The organism is Candidatus Zixiibacteriota bacterium (assembly GCA_040752595.1).
Taxonomy (GTDB): Bacteria; Zixibacteria; MSB-5A5; order WJJR01; family WJJR01; genus JACQFV01.
Genome location: JBFMGX010000020.1, coordinates 1 through 16,045 on the forward strand (window position 1 = coordinate 1; position 16,045 = coordinate 16,045).

Consider the following 16,045-nt stretch of genomic DNA (forward strand, 5'->3'; position numbering starts at 1 on the left):
AGGTATTCCTGGCGGGCACCAATACCCATGTCCCATGCTCCCTTCGGTGACATGAAACATGAGGCATCGATTCCTCCGCGCCCCGCAACCAAGCCCGCTTGGGTTACCTTTAATGTGAGTCACTTCGAAGGACCCCGCGGGAAATATAACGGATTGACTTCGGGAGGCAGTGTGCTGATACTGTTAGTTTTGAATCCTTTGGGGACTGGAGCCGATGGTCAACAGCATGACAGGATTCGGGCGGGGGGAGGTGGCGCGCGACGGCTTCAAGGCGACCTTCGAGCTGTCGTCGGTCAACAGCCGCTACCTTGAGGTCTCGTTGCGCCTGCCGCGCTGGCTGTTGGCGTTGGAGGCGCCGTTGCGTGCGATCGTTGATGCCCGGTTGTCGCGCGGCAAGGTATACGGGCAGCTGAGTTGGGAACGTACCGAATGGGCGCCGACGCAGACGTTCAATGAACCGCTTGCCGATTGGTACATCGAGACTCTGAAGGGTCTGGCCGCGCGTCATCAGATGTCCGCGGAATTCTCCGTCGGGGCGCTGGTGGGGCTTTCCGATCTGTGGTCGGTCCGGAACGAATCTCCCGACGAGCAGATTGAAGCGCTTCTGCGCGAGGCGCTGACGTCGGCGCTGGACCAATTGCAGCGCTCGCGGGAGTCGGAGGGGCAGGCGCTGGCGGCCGACCTGACGCAGCGCCTGGCACGCGTCGATGAACTGCTGGGTCAGATCCGTGCGCGGGCAGCAGAGGTGCCGCAGGCACTGCGTGAAAAGCTGACCGCCCGGGTGACGGAGTTGTTCGGCAACGGTGGGTACGATCCGCAGCGTTTGGCTCAGGAAGTCGCGTACATGGCGGAGCGCGCCGACATCACCGAGGAATGCGTCCGTCTGGATGTGCACGTGCGGCAGTTCAAGACCACGCTGGCGGGCCGTGAAGCGGCGGGACGGCGGCTCAATTTCCTGACTCAGGAAATGAACCGTGAAGCCAACACGATCGGATCCAAATCGGCCTCCTGGGAGCTTTCGACTCTGGTCGTTGAGTTGAAGGAGGAGCTGGAGCGCATCCGCGAGCAGGTGCAGAACATTGAGTGACGGCACCCGTTCGGACGAGGCAGGGACTGGTCGCCATCATGAAGTCGCGCTGGATCGGTACAGGGCTTCTGGTGGTGATCTCGGCGCCATCCGGGGGCGGGAAGACGACCGTCATCCGGGCGCTGCGCCACAGGCGTCCGGAGTTCTGGTACTCGGTTTCGGTGACAACGCGCCCGCGCCGTCGCGGGGAACGCGACGGGGTGCATTATCACTTTATCACGCCCGCGCAGTTTGCCGCGCTGAGGTCTCGTCGGGCCCTCGTGGAGTGGGCGCGCGTCCATGATCATCATTATGGTACGCCACGTGCCAATCTGGAGCGGGCCCGTCGTGCCGGACGCGTGTTGCTGTTCGATATCGACGTCCAAGGGGCGGCATCGCTGCGCCGCAGCGATCCGGACATGGTCTCCATCTTTCTGCGGCCGCCGTCGTTCGCGGAGCTTCGTCGGCGTCTGTTGGGCCGGCGATCCGAAGGAACAGGCGAGCGCGCCCGGCGGTTGGTGACTGCGAGGAGGGAATTGGCACGTGCCGATGAGTACGACTACATCGTGACCAACGAGCACGTGCCTCAGTGCGTTTCCGACTGCGAAGCGATCATCCGCGCGGAACTTCTCCGTCGGGAACGGCGTAAGAGTCTGGTCTGATTGGGATCGCTCCAATAACCCATGAACGGAACCTGATGAGGTGAATACGCCGATGACAATTGATCTGACCACGCACACGGAGACGGACGCTGAGCCGGTGGCTGATCCGCAGAGTTTCGCCCCTGCGCCGGTTCGCGTTGAGCGATCGCGCATCCATCACGGACGCTCGCACCGGGCGCCCCTGATTTCTCTGGAGAACGTGCGACAGCACGCGCGCAATCGATACGAAGGGGTGCTGATCGCCGCCGCCCGGGCACGTCAACTCAATGCCAAGAAGGTCGCTCTGGAGGAGCGTGGCATGGAGGAGGCGCTGGAGCTCAAGCGCATGAAGATGACATCCCATGCTCTGCAAGAGTTGATGGGCGGCAAGATCGAAGTCCAGCGCCGCGAAGAGGGCCTCTAATGGTATCCGGGGCCGACCCCGGAGGTTCACCCGTGGCCGTTATCGGATCGAATCCGACATGCTAACTGTCTAATAATCTTGATGTTAGAACAGGGATCGGCTCGGAAGTTGACAACTCCGGCCGATTTTCCTTGTTTGGACGGTAGTGAATTTGGCAGATATGCCGACTTCGTGGTTCGGGGCACCGCCAATCCCGCCGGAACCACGTAGATGACTGTGCGTTACAGCGAGGCGAGGCGTTGTTTCTGAGACGGGAGATGTAATTCCAAGATGGCCAAGAAGTTAGTCGTAGTCGAGTCGCCCGCCAAGACGCGGACGTTGCAGAAGTTCCTCGGTGGCGGGTATTCGGTGACCGCCACCATGGGCCATCTGGTGGACCTTCCGTCCAAGCGTATCGGAGTCGACATCGACAACGATTTCCAGCCCGAATATGTCAACATCGAGGGAAAGGATAAGATCGTCCGCGCCCTTTCCCAGGAAGCGAAGAAGGCGGAAATCATATACCTCGCCCCCGACCCGGATCGGGAGGGGGAGGCAATTGCCTGGCATGTCGCCCGTCTTCTTAAGGGCATGAGGGCCAAGATCAAGCGGGCGTCCTTTAATGAGATAACCAAGTCAGCCGTCACTACGGCCTTGGCGGAGGCCGGTGAGATCGACAAGCACAAGGTGGACGCCCAGCAGGCCCGTCGTGTGCTCGATCGCCTGGTCGGGTATCAGATCAGTCCTTTCCTGTGGAAGACTGTTTGTCGCGGCCTCTCTGCCGGGCGCGTCCAGTCTGTCGCGTTGCGGCTGGTTTGCGAACGGGAAGCGTTGATTCGGGCTTTCGTTCCCCAGGAATACTGGACTATCGACGTCGAGCTCTACAAACAGAAGGACAAGAAGAAGTCGACATTCAGGGCCTCCCTGGCAGAGGTCGACGGCGACAGGATCGAGATTCAGAACGAAGAGGCGGCCCGTCGGCTGGAAACGGCATTGCGCGGCGCCGAGTATGCGGTCGCTGCGGTCAAGACGCAGGAGCGTCGTCGCCAAGCGCCGCCACCTCATGTGACTTCATCGTTGCAGCAGGATGCCGCGGCGCGGCTGCGGTTCTCGCCCAAGAAGACGATGAGCGTGGCACAGGCGCTCTATGAGGGGATCGATCTGGGCGACAAGGGCTCGGTGGGGCTGATCACATATATGCGCACCGACTCGACACGTGTGGCGAAGGAAGCACAGACCGCGGCGCGTACATTGATCAAACGCGAGTACGGTGCCGAATACTGCCCGGAGAAGACCCCCACCTACACCACCAAGAAGCGCACCCAGGATGCCCATGAGGCGATCCGGCCGACCTACTTCGACCTCCCGCCGGCAGTTGTGCGGCGCCATCTCTCGCCGGACCAGGTCAAACTCTACACCCTCATCTGGAATCGTTTCTTGGCGTCGCAGATGAGCCCGGCGACGATCGAGCGCACATCCGTGGACATCACCGCCGTTTCCGCGGCCAAGGGGAAGAGTGCAAAGCCGCAGACATACACGCTGAAAGCGGGCGCCGAGAAAGTGGTTTTCCCGGGATTTCTCAAGATCTATGAGGATGTTCCGGATGAGGACGCCAATGGCGCCAAGACCAACGGCCTGCCGCCTTTGGCCGAAGGCGACCCGCTCGTGATGGTCGACATCGACACCGAGCAACACTGGACCAAGCCGCCGCCGCGCTACTCGGAGGCCTCGCTGGTCCGCGAGTTGGAGGCCAATGGGATCGGGCGGCCGTCGACGTATGCCCAAATCATCGCCACGATCCTGGCGCGCAACTATGTCCGGCTGGACCAGCGGCGTCTGGTGCCGACCGACTTGGGTGACACGGTCAACTCGATTCTGGTGGACACATTCCCGGAGTTGTTCAACGTGGAATTCACCGCCGAGATGGAGACCGAGCTGGACCGGATTGAAGAGGGGAGCGAAACGTGGACCGAGATCATGAAGGCGTTCTACACGCCATTCTCGGCTTCCCTGGAACACGCCACCTCCCGCTCGGCGGCGATCAAGCAATCGCAGCGCGAGACACTCCCCGATCCCTGTCCTGATTGCGGTTCGCCCCTGGTGGTGCGGTGGTCGCGCTCAGGCAAGTTCATCGCCTGCTCGGCCTTCCCGAAGTGCCGATACACCAGTGACTTGAACTCCAACGGTGAGAAAGCCACCGAAACAACGGATCAGACATGTGAAAAGTGCGGCGCACCGATGGTGATCCGCACGGGGCGATTCGGACGCTTTCTGGCGTGTTCGGCCTACCCCGACTGCAGGAACACCAAGGCGATTCCCACAGGAGTCCGTTGCCCGGAGGAAGGGTGCGGCGGCGATTTGGTGCCGCGCCGAACGCGCGCCGGGCGAACATTCTATTCCTGCTCCAATTACCCGAAGTGCAAGTACGCGATCTGGGACCGCCCGGTCCCAAAAGAATGCCCGCAATGCGGCTCACAATTCATGCTCGCCAAGTCCACGAAGACTCGGGGCGAGCACTATGCCTGCCCGGCCTGCAAACATGTGGTGCCGGTGGAGGCGGTGCCCGAGCCAGTGGAAGCATAGCCCGCAAGCGCAACTCGACCGTCTGTCTGGCCCCCTGCCCGGCGACGTGCAGTGACGATGCCGAAGAGGGGGATAATGAGTGCTGTCCGTTCGTCAGGAGGGTGGAGGTGGTTCCGGTTGTGGCGGCGGCAGCTTGATGTCCGCCAGGATCCAGATGTTGAGCATTGCGTTCAACACCAGTATCATCCCGCACCGACGAAAGAAGTCGTTACCTGCAAGCGCTATTGATGCTTTTTCGTTCACCAATGCCGACCCCGATATGTCCCTGCCATCGATCTCGACTGTGCACCAGCTTCGAGTAACTGAAACCGGAGACCCATCCGCAACGGCGACGTCTGCAGAAACACCGTCGGGTAGATGGAGATTCGAAGCGAGGACCCGCGGCAGGAAGAGGAAACCGTCGAAACCCGTATCCGAGATTACGGACTGTTGAAGCCGAGTCCCGTCCGGGCCTCTCAGCCACAGCTCGGCCTTCGGAAGGCCGTTCTCAAAGTTCCCGATTAGCTGTGTCACCGAAGAGCGACGTGAGGTGATAGGCTCCGCCAAAACCGACTCGCATCAGGTGAAAGACCCCACCCGGACGACTGCTTTCCGCAGAAGCCACAGCCTCTTCTGGACTATCACCCAAGTAGTAGTCCCCCGATTGGACCTCAATCGCCACGTACAGTCCGATGTAGTTGGGCTCCAGTATCGCTTTCAGCTTGGTCGCGTAGATCTCACGACCTCTTTGGGCTCTTTCGTCCGGCATCATCTAATCCCCGTCCCTTCTCGGTCATCCCCCTACTGACCGGATCGGCCAGTACCGAGACCGGGATTACGGTCGAGTATTCTGCTGTTTCTCACCAACGCGCGACTTCGCGGTAACAACGCGGACCTGTCGGACACCTCATTCCGTGTCCGATAATTGTACGCATTTGTCGCGCAACCGCTTAGTAAAATCGCAATGATGGAACTCTACACCAATAGAAAGATAGCTCGCGCTACGGACCGCTAGTCAAGGGTTTTTTGGGGTCTTCTCTTGGCCAAGGGTCCGTTCACTGCCAGGTCTTAACAGGCGTTGTCGGCCGTCGGCGTTCATCATAACTTAGGTTCCGGCACAGGGTCAGACCTGCGAATGGGATGACCCGGTGGCCAATGCTTGGTGCCGCCGTGAGACATGCGGCACGCGCCAGAGGCGGGGGAGTGGCGGAGACATTGTCAACTTGGGTTGGTCGGTTCTATGAGGACCTTGCCGGGGCGCGCCGTTATTCTCCGCACACTGTGCGTGCCTATACGCGGGACCTCGCACGGTTCCTTCAGTTGCAGAATCTGACAGCGCTGGCCCCGTCGGATCGTGTCCTGACGCCGGCCTGTTTCAGCACCTTCCTGGCGTCTCTGGCGGTCGAGGGACTGTCCAATCGCTCGATCGCCCGCGCCGCGGCGGTCCTGCGGTCTTTTCTGGGATTTCTGTACCGTCAAGGGGCGACGGCGGACGATTGGACCGAACGGGTCCCTTCAGTCAAGTTCGCCCCAAGTCTGCCGCGTTTTCTCACTGAGGCGCAGATGCGCCAGTGGCTGGATGCCATGCCATCGGGGACACGATGGGAACGGCGGGATCGATGCCTCATTGAACTGATGTACGCGACCGGCGGGCGGGTGGCGGAGATCGTGGCACTGAACTGGGGTGACATCGACAGGGGATCCCAGATGGGACGGCTGCGCGGCAAGCGTGGCCGGGAACGGGTGGTTCCGGTGGGGGCGACGGCGGCGCGATCGCTGTCCCTGCTGGCTGCGGCAACCCCGGGGGAGGCGACGGCCTTCGGCGAGCCCGTGTTTGTCAATCGTCGCGGTGGACGTCTGACTGCTCGTTCGGTGGAGCGCATTGTGCTGCGGACCTTTGCCCGCTTGGTCGGTGGACGAACCTCACCGCACAAGCTGCGGCACACGTGCGCGACGCATATGTTGGATCGGGGTGCGGACCTCCTGGCGCTGCAACAACTCCTTGGTCATCAGAATGTCGCCACGACACAGATCTACACGCATACGACGCCGCACCGCCTGGCGGAGGTCTACAGGGCGTTCTTTCCCGATGAACAGAAACGATAGGGAGTGTCCGACAAGATGAACCAAATCGGTCCCGCTGTTGAAAAAGCAGGTTCCTCGCCCCGCTCGGAACGACAGACTTGGCTTGGTGAACAAGACTCCTCCTGTCACCCCGAGCGAAGCGAGGGGTCTGCTGTTCCGGCGCTACAACTTCATCCTGGCCGGTTCGAAAAGGGAGTCTGACATGTGGCATGCGACGACAATCCTCGGGCTGACGGTGCGCGGACAGACGGCCATGGGCGGCGACGGTCAGGTCACGTTTGAAGACACGATCATGAAGCACACGGCGCAGAAGGTACGACGTCTGGCCGATGGACGCATCCTGGCGGGTTTCGCCGGGGCCTCCGCCGACGCCTTCACGTTGTTCGAGCGCTTCGAAATGAAGTTGGAGGATTTCAGCGGAAACCTGCCGCGCGCCGCCGTCGAGTTGGCGAAGGACTGGCGGATGGACAAATACCTGCGCCGTCTGGAGGCGCTCTTGGCGGTCATCGACAGTCAGCACGGACTGGTCATCTCCGGAAACGGCGACGTGATCGAGCCCGATGACGGGATCGTCGTCATCGGCTCCGGAGCGCCCTATGCTCTGGCCGCGGCCCGGGCGCTGGTTCGTCACACTAAAATGAACGCCGACCAGATCGTGCGCACCGCGCTGGAGATCACCGCTGATATTTGCGTCTTCACCAACAAAGACATCACTATCGAGGTATTGTAGAACCGCATGGTCCCCGCCCGGACACACCGAATCGAAGCGCCGGCCGATCCCGCGCTGCGCGCCGAGTTGACGCCGCACGAGATCGTGGCGGAACTGAACCGTTATATCATCGGCCAGGACAAGGCCAAGAAGTCGGTGGCGATTGCCCTGCGCAACCGTTGGCGGCGCCAGAAGGTACAGGGGCCGCTGCGTGAAGAGATCCTCCCGAACAACATCATCATGATCGGGCCGACGGGAGTCGGGAAGACCGAGATTGCGCGGCGTTTGGCGGCGCTGGCGAATGCGCCGTTCCTGAAGGTCGAAGCGTCAAAATACACCGAGGTCGGATACGTCGGGCGCGATGTCGAGTCGATGGTGCGTGATCTGATCGATCTGGCGGTGGCGATGATCAAGCGGGAGCGGGCGGGAAAGGTTGCCGAGCGCGCCACCGAACTGGCCGACGAGCGCGTGCTCGACATCCTCTTGCCACCGCCGCCGAAACGACCGCGCCCCGACAATGTCGAGCCGCCGACCGATGAAGCGCGGGCCAAGTGGGAACGAACACGGGGAAAGCTGCGTGTCCAACTCAAGGCCGACCTTTTGGACGACAAACAGATCGAGCTCGACATCCCCGAGGGACGCTATCCGGTCATCGAGGTCTTTTCTCCCTCCGGCATGGAGGAGCTCGGCGTCAACATGCAGGAGCTCTTCTCGGGGATGATCCCCAAGAAGCACAAGCGGAGGAAGATGTCGGTCGCCGATGCGCGCCGGGTCCTCACGGCCGAGGAGATCGACAAGCTGGTCGACATGGACGACGTGATCGGCCAGGCGATGGCCCGGGCGGAGAATTCCGGCATCGTGTTCATCGACGAGATCGACAAGATCGCCGGGGAGCGGTCCAAGACCGGGGGACCGGATGTCTCCCGTGAGGGGGTGCAACGGGACATCCTGCCGATTGTCGAGGGGACGAACGTGATGACGAAGTACGGCATGGTGAAGACCGATCATGTCCTCTTCATCGCCGCCGGGGCGTTTCACATCTCCAAGCCGTCGGATCTCATCCCCGAGCTGCAGGGGCGCTTTCCCATTCGCGTGGAGCTGGACAGTCTCGGCGCGGCGGATTTCGTGCGCATTCTCACGGAGCCGCAGAACGCGCTCATCAAACAGTACAAGGCGCTGCTGGCGACAGAAGGGATCGAGGTCGAGTTCACGACCGGAGCGGTGGAGGAGATCGCGGCGACCGCACATCTGGTCAATGAACGGATGGAGAACATCGGCGCGCGGCGATTACACACGGTGATGACCACGCTCTTGGAGGACTTGATGTTCCGCGCCCCGGGCGAGAAGGCACGCAAAGTCACATTCGACAAGCGGGACGTACAGAAGACGTTGCGGGATATCGTCGAGGATGAGGACTTGAGCCGGTATATCTTGTGACGGGTGCGAAAGAGACAGCAGATGCCTCACTGCGTTCGGCATGACAGTGTGTGGCATCCTGATCCGTGAGTGGGCTGATCTGAAATACGGAGTTGAGAATGGCGAGGACCAAGAGCAAGACACGTCCCAAGACGTCAGGAGCCGGCAAGGGCAGTGCGAAGAAGACGCCGGCCCGCAAGGTCGCAAGCCCGTTCGACCGTTCGGGGATGCCGCGCGGGGTGCTGAGCAAGGACTTCCTGCGCATCACCGATTTCACGTCGGCGGAAGTGCGGGCCACACTCGATTGGGCGATGGCATGGAAGGCGGGGAAGGTGGCGCCGCGTCCGCTGGTGAGTCAGACGGCAGGGTTGATCTTCCACAAGCCGTCGCTGCGCACGCGTCAGAGCTTCGAGGCGGGAATCAACCGTCTCGGCGGTCACCCGATGTTCATTAGAGACGATGAAATCAAGCTCGGCGTGCGCGAGTCCATTCATGACGTGGCCAAGGTGATGTCGCGCTATCTGGGACTGATCGTCATTCGCACGTTCAAGCAATCGGACGTCGACGAGCTGGCCCATCATGCGTCGATCCCGGTGATCAACGCCCTCACCGATGCCCACCACCCGTGTCAGGTGCTGGGGGATATTCTCACTGCGCGCGAGCATCTGAAACGCATCGACAATCTGGTCGTCGCCTTCGTCGGCGACGGGAACAACGTCTTCCATTCCTGGGCCGATCTCGCGGCACGCATCCCGATGGATCTGCGTCTGGCGACGTCGCCTGAGACCATGCCGGATGCCAAGATCGTGGCCGAGGCCCGTGCCGCCGGGTTGTCCCGGATCACGATCACGCACGATGCGCACGAAGCGGTCCGCGAGGCCGACATCATCTACACCGACGTCTGGGCCTCAATGGGGCAGAAAGACCAGGCCGAGGCCAAGGCGCAACTGCTCAAACCGTTCCAGGTGAATGCCGATCTTGTCAGGGAAGCCCGGCCCACGGCGATTGTGATGCACTGCCTCCCGGCCGAGCGCGGACGCGAGATCACCGACGAGGTGATCGACGGTCCGCAATCGGTGGTGTTCGATGAGGCGGAGAATCGTCTCTGGGTGCAGGGCGCGATCATCGCGCAGCTTATGGCGCGGCGCGGTTGACCTGACACTCTAACAAGGAGTCGGCAATGAGGGGACAGCGGTGCGGTGTCTTCACCGTCGTGCTGTGCGGGGTGGTGCTGACCCTGGCGGTGGCCGGATGCTCCGGCGACAAGGGGAATGGCCCGAGCGGCAACATGACGAAAGGCGAGCAGTACGAGGAGATGGGACCATTCATGGAAGAACTCGTGGTCTCGACGGTCGATGAGTTCGGGACCGAGTTTTGGGACGGGGTCGACGAGGGTGATGTGAGCCAGAGTGTGCCGATTCGGATACCGGGGTCGGGGAAGCGGGTCGCCGCGCACTCCGATTCCCTTTCGATTATCTACTACCCCCTCCGGGGTTGGTGGATCATCACGGCGCAGCTCGACGTCGACTCGGAAAACGTCAGCGGATCGGTGCAACTGCGCGACTCGGTTCGGTTCGAGACGGTCGCCGGTGTCCCCCAGGCGCAGCCTGATGCGACCACCTATCGGTTCCGCCACGGCGGTTGGCTGACGATGACCCTGGAGGGATCAGAAGACGGCACGGAGGTCACGTTCGGAATGACCGCCGGGCGCGCAGCCGATGTCGTGGGATTGAATGGCGACGTGGCGACGGTAAATGGCAGTTCCGCGGGCTCCTTTGACTTGCACGGTTCCGACGACGAAGGAAGCGCCGATCTGACATTCGAGTTTGAGACCAGCGTGAGTCAGGTGGACATCCCCGTCACTCCGGGGAATTACTGTCCCACCGATGGATCGATGCACGCGAACATCCAGATCGACTTTGACATCAGAAGCGATTCCGCGCATGCACAGGCGAAAGGTGCATGGGACGCTGACGTCGACTTCACCGGCAACGGCGGCTACGACATCACGGTCAGCTCCGGCGATTTCAGCGCGGAGAAGACGGGCACGCTCGAATGCGCCCAGCCGTATTGAGATAACCGATCGCGATTGATCAACCCCGCCCCGCGTGATATGGGGCGGGGTTCTTCTTTGGATGTGGTCCATCGCGCGTGCCTCTGGCAACTTGATCGCAGAGACGGTCAGCGGTATTCTCTTGGTAGCCAGGGAGCCGCGATGCAGGAGATCATTCGCAACAACGTCTGCTTTGTGTGCGGGGATGGGAACCGCGATGGGTTGCACATCCGTTTCTTCGTGGACGGTGATCAAGCGGTCGCCGCGTATACGCCGGAGGCGAAGTACCAGGGGTTTCAGGGAATCCTCCACGGCGGGTTGACCGCGACTCTCCTGGATGAAATCATGGCCAAGGCGGTGCTGTCGCGGCAGCGCTGGGCGATGACGGTGGAAATGAACGTCCGGTACAAGAAGGCGATTCCGATCGGCGAGAGCCTGCGTCTTGTGGGGCGGGTGACGCGGGAAGTGGGGCGATTGCTGGAGACAGCCGCCGAGATCGTTGGCCCCGATGGCCAGGTCTATGCGAGCGCCACCGGAAAATACCTGGAAGCGGCGGCCAAGGTGGGGAAGCTGGGGTAGGCGGACTCGTGTGGCCGCAGTAGTCGACGAAGTGCGGAAATGGCCGTCCCAATGGCGCATCAGCGACTCCCTCACCCGATCCGCCAGAGGCGCCGTGCCTGCCGGCAGGCAGGGATCGACCTCTCCCGAAGGGAGAGGTTAGCGCCGTGAGGTCTCCGCTCCGGAACGCTACGAAGTTCTTCGAGCGCTCACTTCGGTTCGGTTGTGCGCAATCCTCTGCGCACCAGTAGCGATACCGTGATCCTTACGATCCCTCCCCGACAGCGGCCTGACGTTCAATCGGTTGGGAGACAACAAGATCGAGTCCGCGGGCGGGTGCTGCCGCCACGTCCGTGTCCCGGCATTGCGCTTGCAGAAGGCAACGCCGGAGGTCGGGATCACGGCTGCGTGATCCGGCCTACGGACTCTCTATGCGCTGCTACTTCTGGGGTACCAACAACCGCACGGATCGCGCTCAGCGCGGGCGCGGTGTCATCTCCTTCGCAATTCCCGATTGGGGCGTGCAATTCCGCGCCGCGCAGATCGGCACCGCCAGCGAATGCGAGTACTCGGCGCTCCTCTCGCTTCTGCGATTCGTCGAGAACAACCCCAGAGTTTTCGAGGGGAAGAAGCTCGCCATCTGCACCGATGCCGCGGCGCTGGTCTATCAGGTGAATCGTAAACTCCCGGTCGCCCCGTCCGAAGTGAACCTGTGGGAACGTGTGACGACGTGGCGCGATCGTGTCCCCTTCGAGTTGGTCTGGGTTCCCTCCGAGCAGAACGCCGCCATCGGTGGCGTCCTCGATTTGGCGCCGATGACCCTGAAGAAACCGCTCTCGCACACGCACCTGGATCTGAAGAATACCCCCGACAAGCAGTCTCCCGGCAGCCCACGTGTGTAGCGCCTGAGGTACCACATCGCACGCGCGCGGCATTCCGGCGAATGAACCAATTCCCGCGGCGGCGGTACACTCTCATGGTGCCGGCCCCGGCTCTGAGGTGGTGCTGGAGATGCCGATACCGTTTGGAGAACCGCCCCAGCCAGACGATATTGTGTTTGGGTGCCCTCTGTTGCGGGCAGTCAACGAACTCCACTTCCGTCGTAGCGAGCAAACACGATGAAGTCTCCACACGTGATCGTGCTCAGTTGCCTGTTGTTGGCTGCTCTCCCCATGGCCTGGGGTGCTGATGCCCTTTCGGTTGTGCCCGTACGGTCTGTTTCCTTCGAGGGAGTCTCGCATTGGGTCGCCCTCGGCCCCGGTGGATGGGCTCAAGCGGAACAGAGCCGTGTCCAGTTCATCGGCGCGGACAGCAGTGTCCGCGCCACCATCAACCTCGAGGGAAAAGAAGTCCTGGTGAGTGAGGCCGGCGCCTCGGTCATCGGCGTGTTGGTGTATGCCGATCAGCAGCCGAGCCTGCTGCGGGTCAAGCAGTTCTCCCTCTACGATGACCAGGGGCGCAGGCGACTCAGTCTGAATGATCCGATCTTCAACAACGCCGTCGTCGCCCCCGGAGGCAATGCCTTCGTCGGCTTGAAGGGCGCCGAGGATTTTCCGCGTCAGGAGTTGTTGTTTTACGACGGCAGTGGCCAACTCTTGGGGTCGGATTCGGTCACGAACTTCGCGGGTGGGAGATTCTGCGCGGACGGGTCACGTTTCCTCTTTGAGACCGGCGGTGCAGGGCTCCAGGTGGCCACCGCCGATGGGCAGTTGGCACATGTCATCGGGCCGGTTGAGACTTGGGGATGCTCCGCGGACGGGCGGCTTGTCGGTGTGGCTTGGCGCGGGCGGTTGCGCTTCATCCGCGACGGCAAACCGATCGGGAGCGTGACCTGGCCCGATCCCGACGAACGTATCAGGGCCATCGCCGTCGCCGATGACGGACTGCGGGCGGCGGCCGTTTCGGCGGGGTACCTTGCGGCCATCCGCCTGGACTCGATATCCATTCTCTGGACCAAGACACCGGACACATCGTCGTGGAACTTCCGGTCGGTCGATCTTCTCCCGGGGTTGTCGGCGCTGGCGGTCGGACTCGATTACGATCCCGTCGGACAAGACCCCACGCGGCATCAGAAAAGCCGCTGCTGGGTGCTCGATGGTGATGGAACTGCCTTATCCACGCTTGAGAGCACGCCCACGACCTGGGGCGCGCGTTTTCCCCAGGTTCGATTCTTGGACGGCGGCCGTCGTTTGCTCTTTGCGGACCGCGACCGCGCCCAATGGGCAACGCTGAACGGGCGTTGAATTGGTCGGGGATGGAACCCCGGCGTTGATTTTTCCCGACAACTGTACCTGTTTTTGGCGAATTTGTGCCGCGCCGCCGCGCGCGGTCGTGGCTCCATTCGTATGACGACCGTTGAACTGACACTCGATGTCGATGCCTGCGCCGAATGTGGGTTGTGTGTGGCGGTTTGCGCGTACGATGCACTGGTTCTGCGCGCGACCGGGTTGGAAATCATCCAGAGCGAATGCGTGCTGTGCGACGCCTGTGTCGTGGCCTGCCCGACGGAGGCGCTGCAGATTGAGTGAACACATGTTCTGCACCCGATCCGCACGGGGCGTATCGACCTCTCCCCCTCGACTCCGCTCGGGGCAGGCCGGGGGGAGAGATCATCTCTCATTCTAATGCACAATGAACCGTCGCTTTGATGTGATCGTCATCGGGGCCGGACCTGCGGGGGGACTGGCGGCGCTGACCGCCGCGCGCGCCGGCTGTCACACGGTCCTCATCGAAAAACACGCCCGAATCGGCGAGCCGCTCTGCTGTGCCGAGGGAATTTCCACCTCGGGTCTGACGGACAACGTGGAGTTGGATCCCACATGGGTCGATGCCACAATCGAGCGATGCTATCTGGAAACTGCCGGTGGAGCGATTCTCGAGTTTTCCCATCCCAAGGCCGGCTTCGTGCTGTCGCGCCGACGGTTCGAACAGGGGCTGGCCGACCGCGCCGCGGCAGCCGGTTGCGAGGTGATGACCAACGCCGAAGCGATCGGCCTGTTGGACGCACGTGACGGGCGCTTCGGCGGTGTTCGTGTGCAAGTCGATGGGCATGCCGTCGATGTGAATGGGGAAGTGATCATTGCCGCCGATGGGATCGAGTCGCTGGTGGCCCGATGGGCGGGGATGGACACAACCCTGTCGGTCGACCATCTCGATTCAGGGGCGCAGTTGCGGTTGGACAACATCCCCGATCTGGATCCCTCACGGATGGAATTCTATTTCGGCACACAGGTCGCGCCGGGGGGATACGCTTGGGTGTTTCCCAAGGGAGATCGTTCCGCCAATGTGGGTCTGGCGTTGGCGCCGTCGGTCGCGCGCGGCCGGAAGGCGATGTCGTTACTGCTGGACTTTGTGAGGCGCCGGATGCGCGGTGCGACGATCGGGGCTTGCCCGCGCATGGTCGGCGGCATTCCCGAGTTTTCCGGGCGGCGATTCATGCTCGCCAACAATGTCTTGGTGACCGGCGATGCGGCCCGCCTGCTTGATTCACTGACCGGGGCGGGAATCGCCAACGCGCTGTCCTCGGGTCGCATGGCGGCGGAGGCGTCCATCGAGTACCTGGCCGATGGGCGTAGTGATCTGCGACTCCTGAGACGATATCCCGAGCGTTGGATGGCCGCACGCGGACGCCAGATGCGGTACTTCCTCTGGGCGCGGCAGATCTTCCTGCGCATGACCGACGCGGACATGGATGCGGCGATCCGGTCGCTGCAAGGGCAGTATCACCAGCAGACGTTCACTCACATCGACCCGATCGAGACGATCAAGCGCGCCCTGCGGGCACGGCCTGCGCTGCTGCGTCTGGCGCGGCATTTGGTGTGGTAGTCGACGCGGGCCGGGCCTCCCCGCTTGAACGCGCAGATAGATCGTCTGCGGACAGGGGGCTTTCAGCCCCCTGATTGTGCGTGCGGCTCGGCTTCCTTCGACTCCGCTCAGGACAAGTCTCTCGCCACAAGCAGAGCACGCACCCTACAGAGTCTTGATGGAGGGACCCGGCTTCGGAAACAAGAAGACCCCGCGAAGGCGGGGTCGGCGAAGTTGAGAAAAAGGTGGTGCGCCGGGCTTACGAAGCCGACGGCGCAGCGGCGGCGTTGACCTTGCGGGCCAGGCGGGACTTGATGCGGGCGGCCTTGTTCTTGTGGATCACGCGCTTGACTGCTGCCTGGTCGGCCACCGAGGCGACCTGCTTCAATGCCTCGCGGCGCGTCTCCGGGGTGGACGCGGACTGGTATTCCTTGACCGCCGCGCGCACGCGCGATTTGACGACGCGATTTCGGCGGTTGCGAGTTTCGCTCTGGCGGTGACGCTTCTCTACGGACAGGTGCTTCGCCACTGATCTTCCTTTCTACTCTACTTACCCATCGGGTCGGTCACTGTCTCTTGTCTGTTGGCCCCGGCGGACCGAGTGCCTATTCTTGGACGGGCCAATATAACGCCCCGATGCCCGGAGAGCAATGCCAAACCCCGACGCCCCAGACAGCCATTCCCCCCCGGCAGGGTCTCCCGACCAAACCGCGCCTGCCCGTCTGGCGCGGCAGACCCAGACAGTGGC

16 protein-coding genes are annotated in these 16,045 nt (G+C 62.2%); 14 read left to right on the forward strand and 2 right to left on the reverse strand.

Annotation, left to right across the window (positions count from 1 at the left end; all coding sequences use genetic code 11):
• Positions 1-214 precede the first annotated feature (214 nt).
• From AB1792_06475 to topA, 4 genes are all read left to right on the forward strand, one after another.
• Positions 215-1,087: a YicC/YloC family endoribonuclease gene (locus AB1792_06475; protein ID MEW5701857.1), complete on the forward strand. Its 873-nt coding sequence runs from the start codon at positions 215-217 to the stop codon at positions 1,085-1,087.
• A 38-nt stretch (positions 1,088-1,125) separates the two neighbouring features.
• Positions 1,126-1,728, forward strand: coding sequence for a guanylate kinase (gmk, locus tag AB1792_06480; GenBank protein ID MEW5701858.1), 603 nt, complete (start codon positions 1,126-1,128; stop codon positions 1,726-1,728).
• A 52-nt stretch (positions 1,729-1,780) separates the two neighbouring features.
• Positions 1,781-2,131 (forward strand): DNA-directed RNA polymerase subunit omega, encoded by a 351-nt coding sequence (gene rpoZ, locus AB1792_06485; GenBank protein MEW5701859.1) that lies wholly within the window; start codon positions 1,781-1,783, stop codon positions 2,129-2,131.
• A 270-nt stretch (positions 2,132-2,401) separates the two neighbouring features.
• Positions 2,402-4,693: a type I DNA topoisomerase gene (gene topA, locus AB1792_06490; protein MEW5701860.1), complete on the forward strand. Its 2,292-nt coding sequence runs from the start codon at positions 2,402-2,404 to the stop codon at positions 4,691-4,693.
• A gap of 487 nt (positions 4,694-5,180) precedes the next feature.
• Here topA and AB1792_06495 read toward each other — a convergent pair whose 3' ends face one another.
• A complete protein-coding gene (locus AB1792_06495; GenBank protein ID MEW5701861.1) occupies positions 5,181-5,441 on the reverse strand; it encodes a hypothetical protein in 261 nt (86 codons plus the stop codon).
• A gap of 434 nt (positions 5,442-5,875) precedes the next feature.
• Here AB1792_06495 and AB1792_06500 point away from each other — a divergent pair, with 434 nt between their 5' ends.
• From AB1792_06500 to AB1792_06545, 10 genes are all read left to right on the forward strand, one after another.
• Complete coding sequence (locus tag AB1792_06500; protein ID MEW5701862.1) at positions 5,876-6,778, forward strand: tyrosine-type recombinase/integrase; 903 nt, start codon at positions 5,876-5,878, stop codon at positions 6,776-6,778.
• 181 nt (positions 6,779-6,959) lie between these two features.
• The gene (hslV, locus tag AB1792_06505; GenBank protein ID MEW5701863.1) at positions 6,960-7,487 is read left to right on the forward strand and encodes an ATP-dependent protease subunit HslV; all 528 of its coding nucleotides are present in this window, start codon (positions 6,960-6,962) and stop codon (positions 7,485-7,487) included.
• 6 nt (positions 7,488-7,493) lie between these two features.
• Positions 7,494-8,903, forward strand: coding sequence for an ATP-dependent protease ATPase subunit HslU (gene hslU, locus AB1792_06510; protein ID MEW5701864.1), 1,410 nt, complete (start codon positions 7,494-7,496; stop codon positions 8,901-8,903).
• 98 nt (positions 8,904-9,001) lie between these two features.
• Positions 9,002-10,036: an ornithine carbamoyltransferase gene (gene argF / locus AB1792_06515; protein MEW5701865.1), complete on the forward strand. Its 1,035-nt coding sequence runs from the start codon at positions 9,002-9,004 to the stop codon at positions 10,034-10,036.
• A gap of 26 nt (positions 10,037-10,062) precedes the next feature.
• Entirely contained in the window at positions 10,063-10,956 is an 894-nt protein-coding gene (locus AB1792_06520; protein ID MEW5701866.1) for a hypothetical protein, read from the forward strand.
• Positions 10,957-11,097: 141 nt separating this feature from the next.
• Positions 11,098-11,514, forward strand: coding sequence for a PaaI family thioesterase (locus AB1792_06525; GenBank protein MEW5701867.1), 417 nt, complete (start codon positions 11,098-11,100; stop codon positions 11,512-11,514).
• 410 nt (positions 11,515-11,924) lie between these two features.
• Complete coding sequence (locus AB1792_06530) at positions 11,925-12,395, forward strand: hypothetical protein (protein MEW5701868.1); 471 nt, start codon at positions 11,925-11,927, stop codon at positions 12,393-12,395.
• A 216-nt stretch (positions 12,396-12,611) separates the two neighbouring features.
• Positions 12,612-13,736: a hypothetical protein gene (locus tag AB1792_06535; protein MEW5701869.1), complete on the forward strand. Its 1,125-nt coding sequence runs from the start codon at positions 12,612-12,614 to the stop codon at positions 13,734-13,736.
• Positions 13,737-13,838: 102 nt separating this feature from the next.
• Positions 13,839-14,021: a 4Fe-4S binding protein gene (locus tag AB1792_06540; GenBank protein ID MEW5701870.1), complete on the forward strand. Its 183-nt coding sequence runs from the start codon at positions 13,839-13,841 to the stop codon at positions 14,019-14,021.
• A gap of 103 nt (positions 14,022-14,124) precedes the next feature.
• Complete coding sequence (locus tag AB1792_06545; protein ID MEW5701871.1) at positions 14,125-15,318, forward strand: NAD(P)/FAD-dependent oxidoreductase; 1,194 nt, start codon at positions 14,125-14,127, stop codon at positions 15,316-15,318.
• Between the two features lie 238 nt (positions 15,319-15,556).
• Here the strand turns inward: AB1792_06545 and rpsT are convergent, their stop codons facing one another.
• The gene (gene rpsT, locus AB1792_06550) at positions 15,557-15,826 is read right to left on the reverse strand and encodes a 30S ribosomal protein S20 (GenBank protein MEW5701872.1); all 270 of its coding nucleotides are present in this window, start codon (positions 15,824-15,826) and stop codon (positions 15,557-15,559) included.
• Positions 15,827-16,045: the final 219 nt, after the last annotated feature.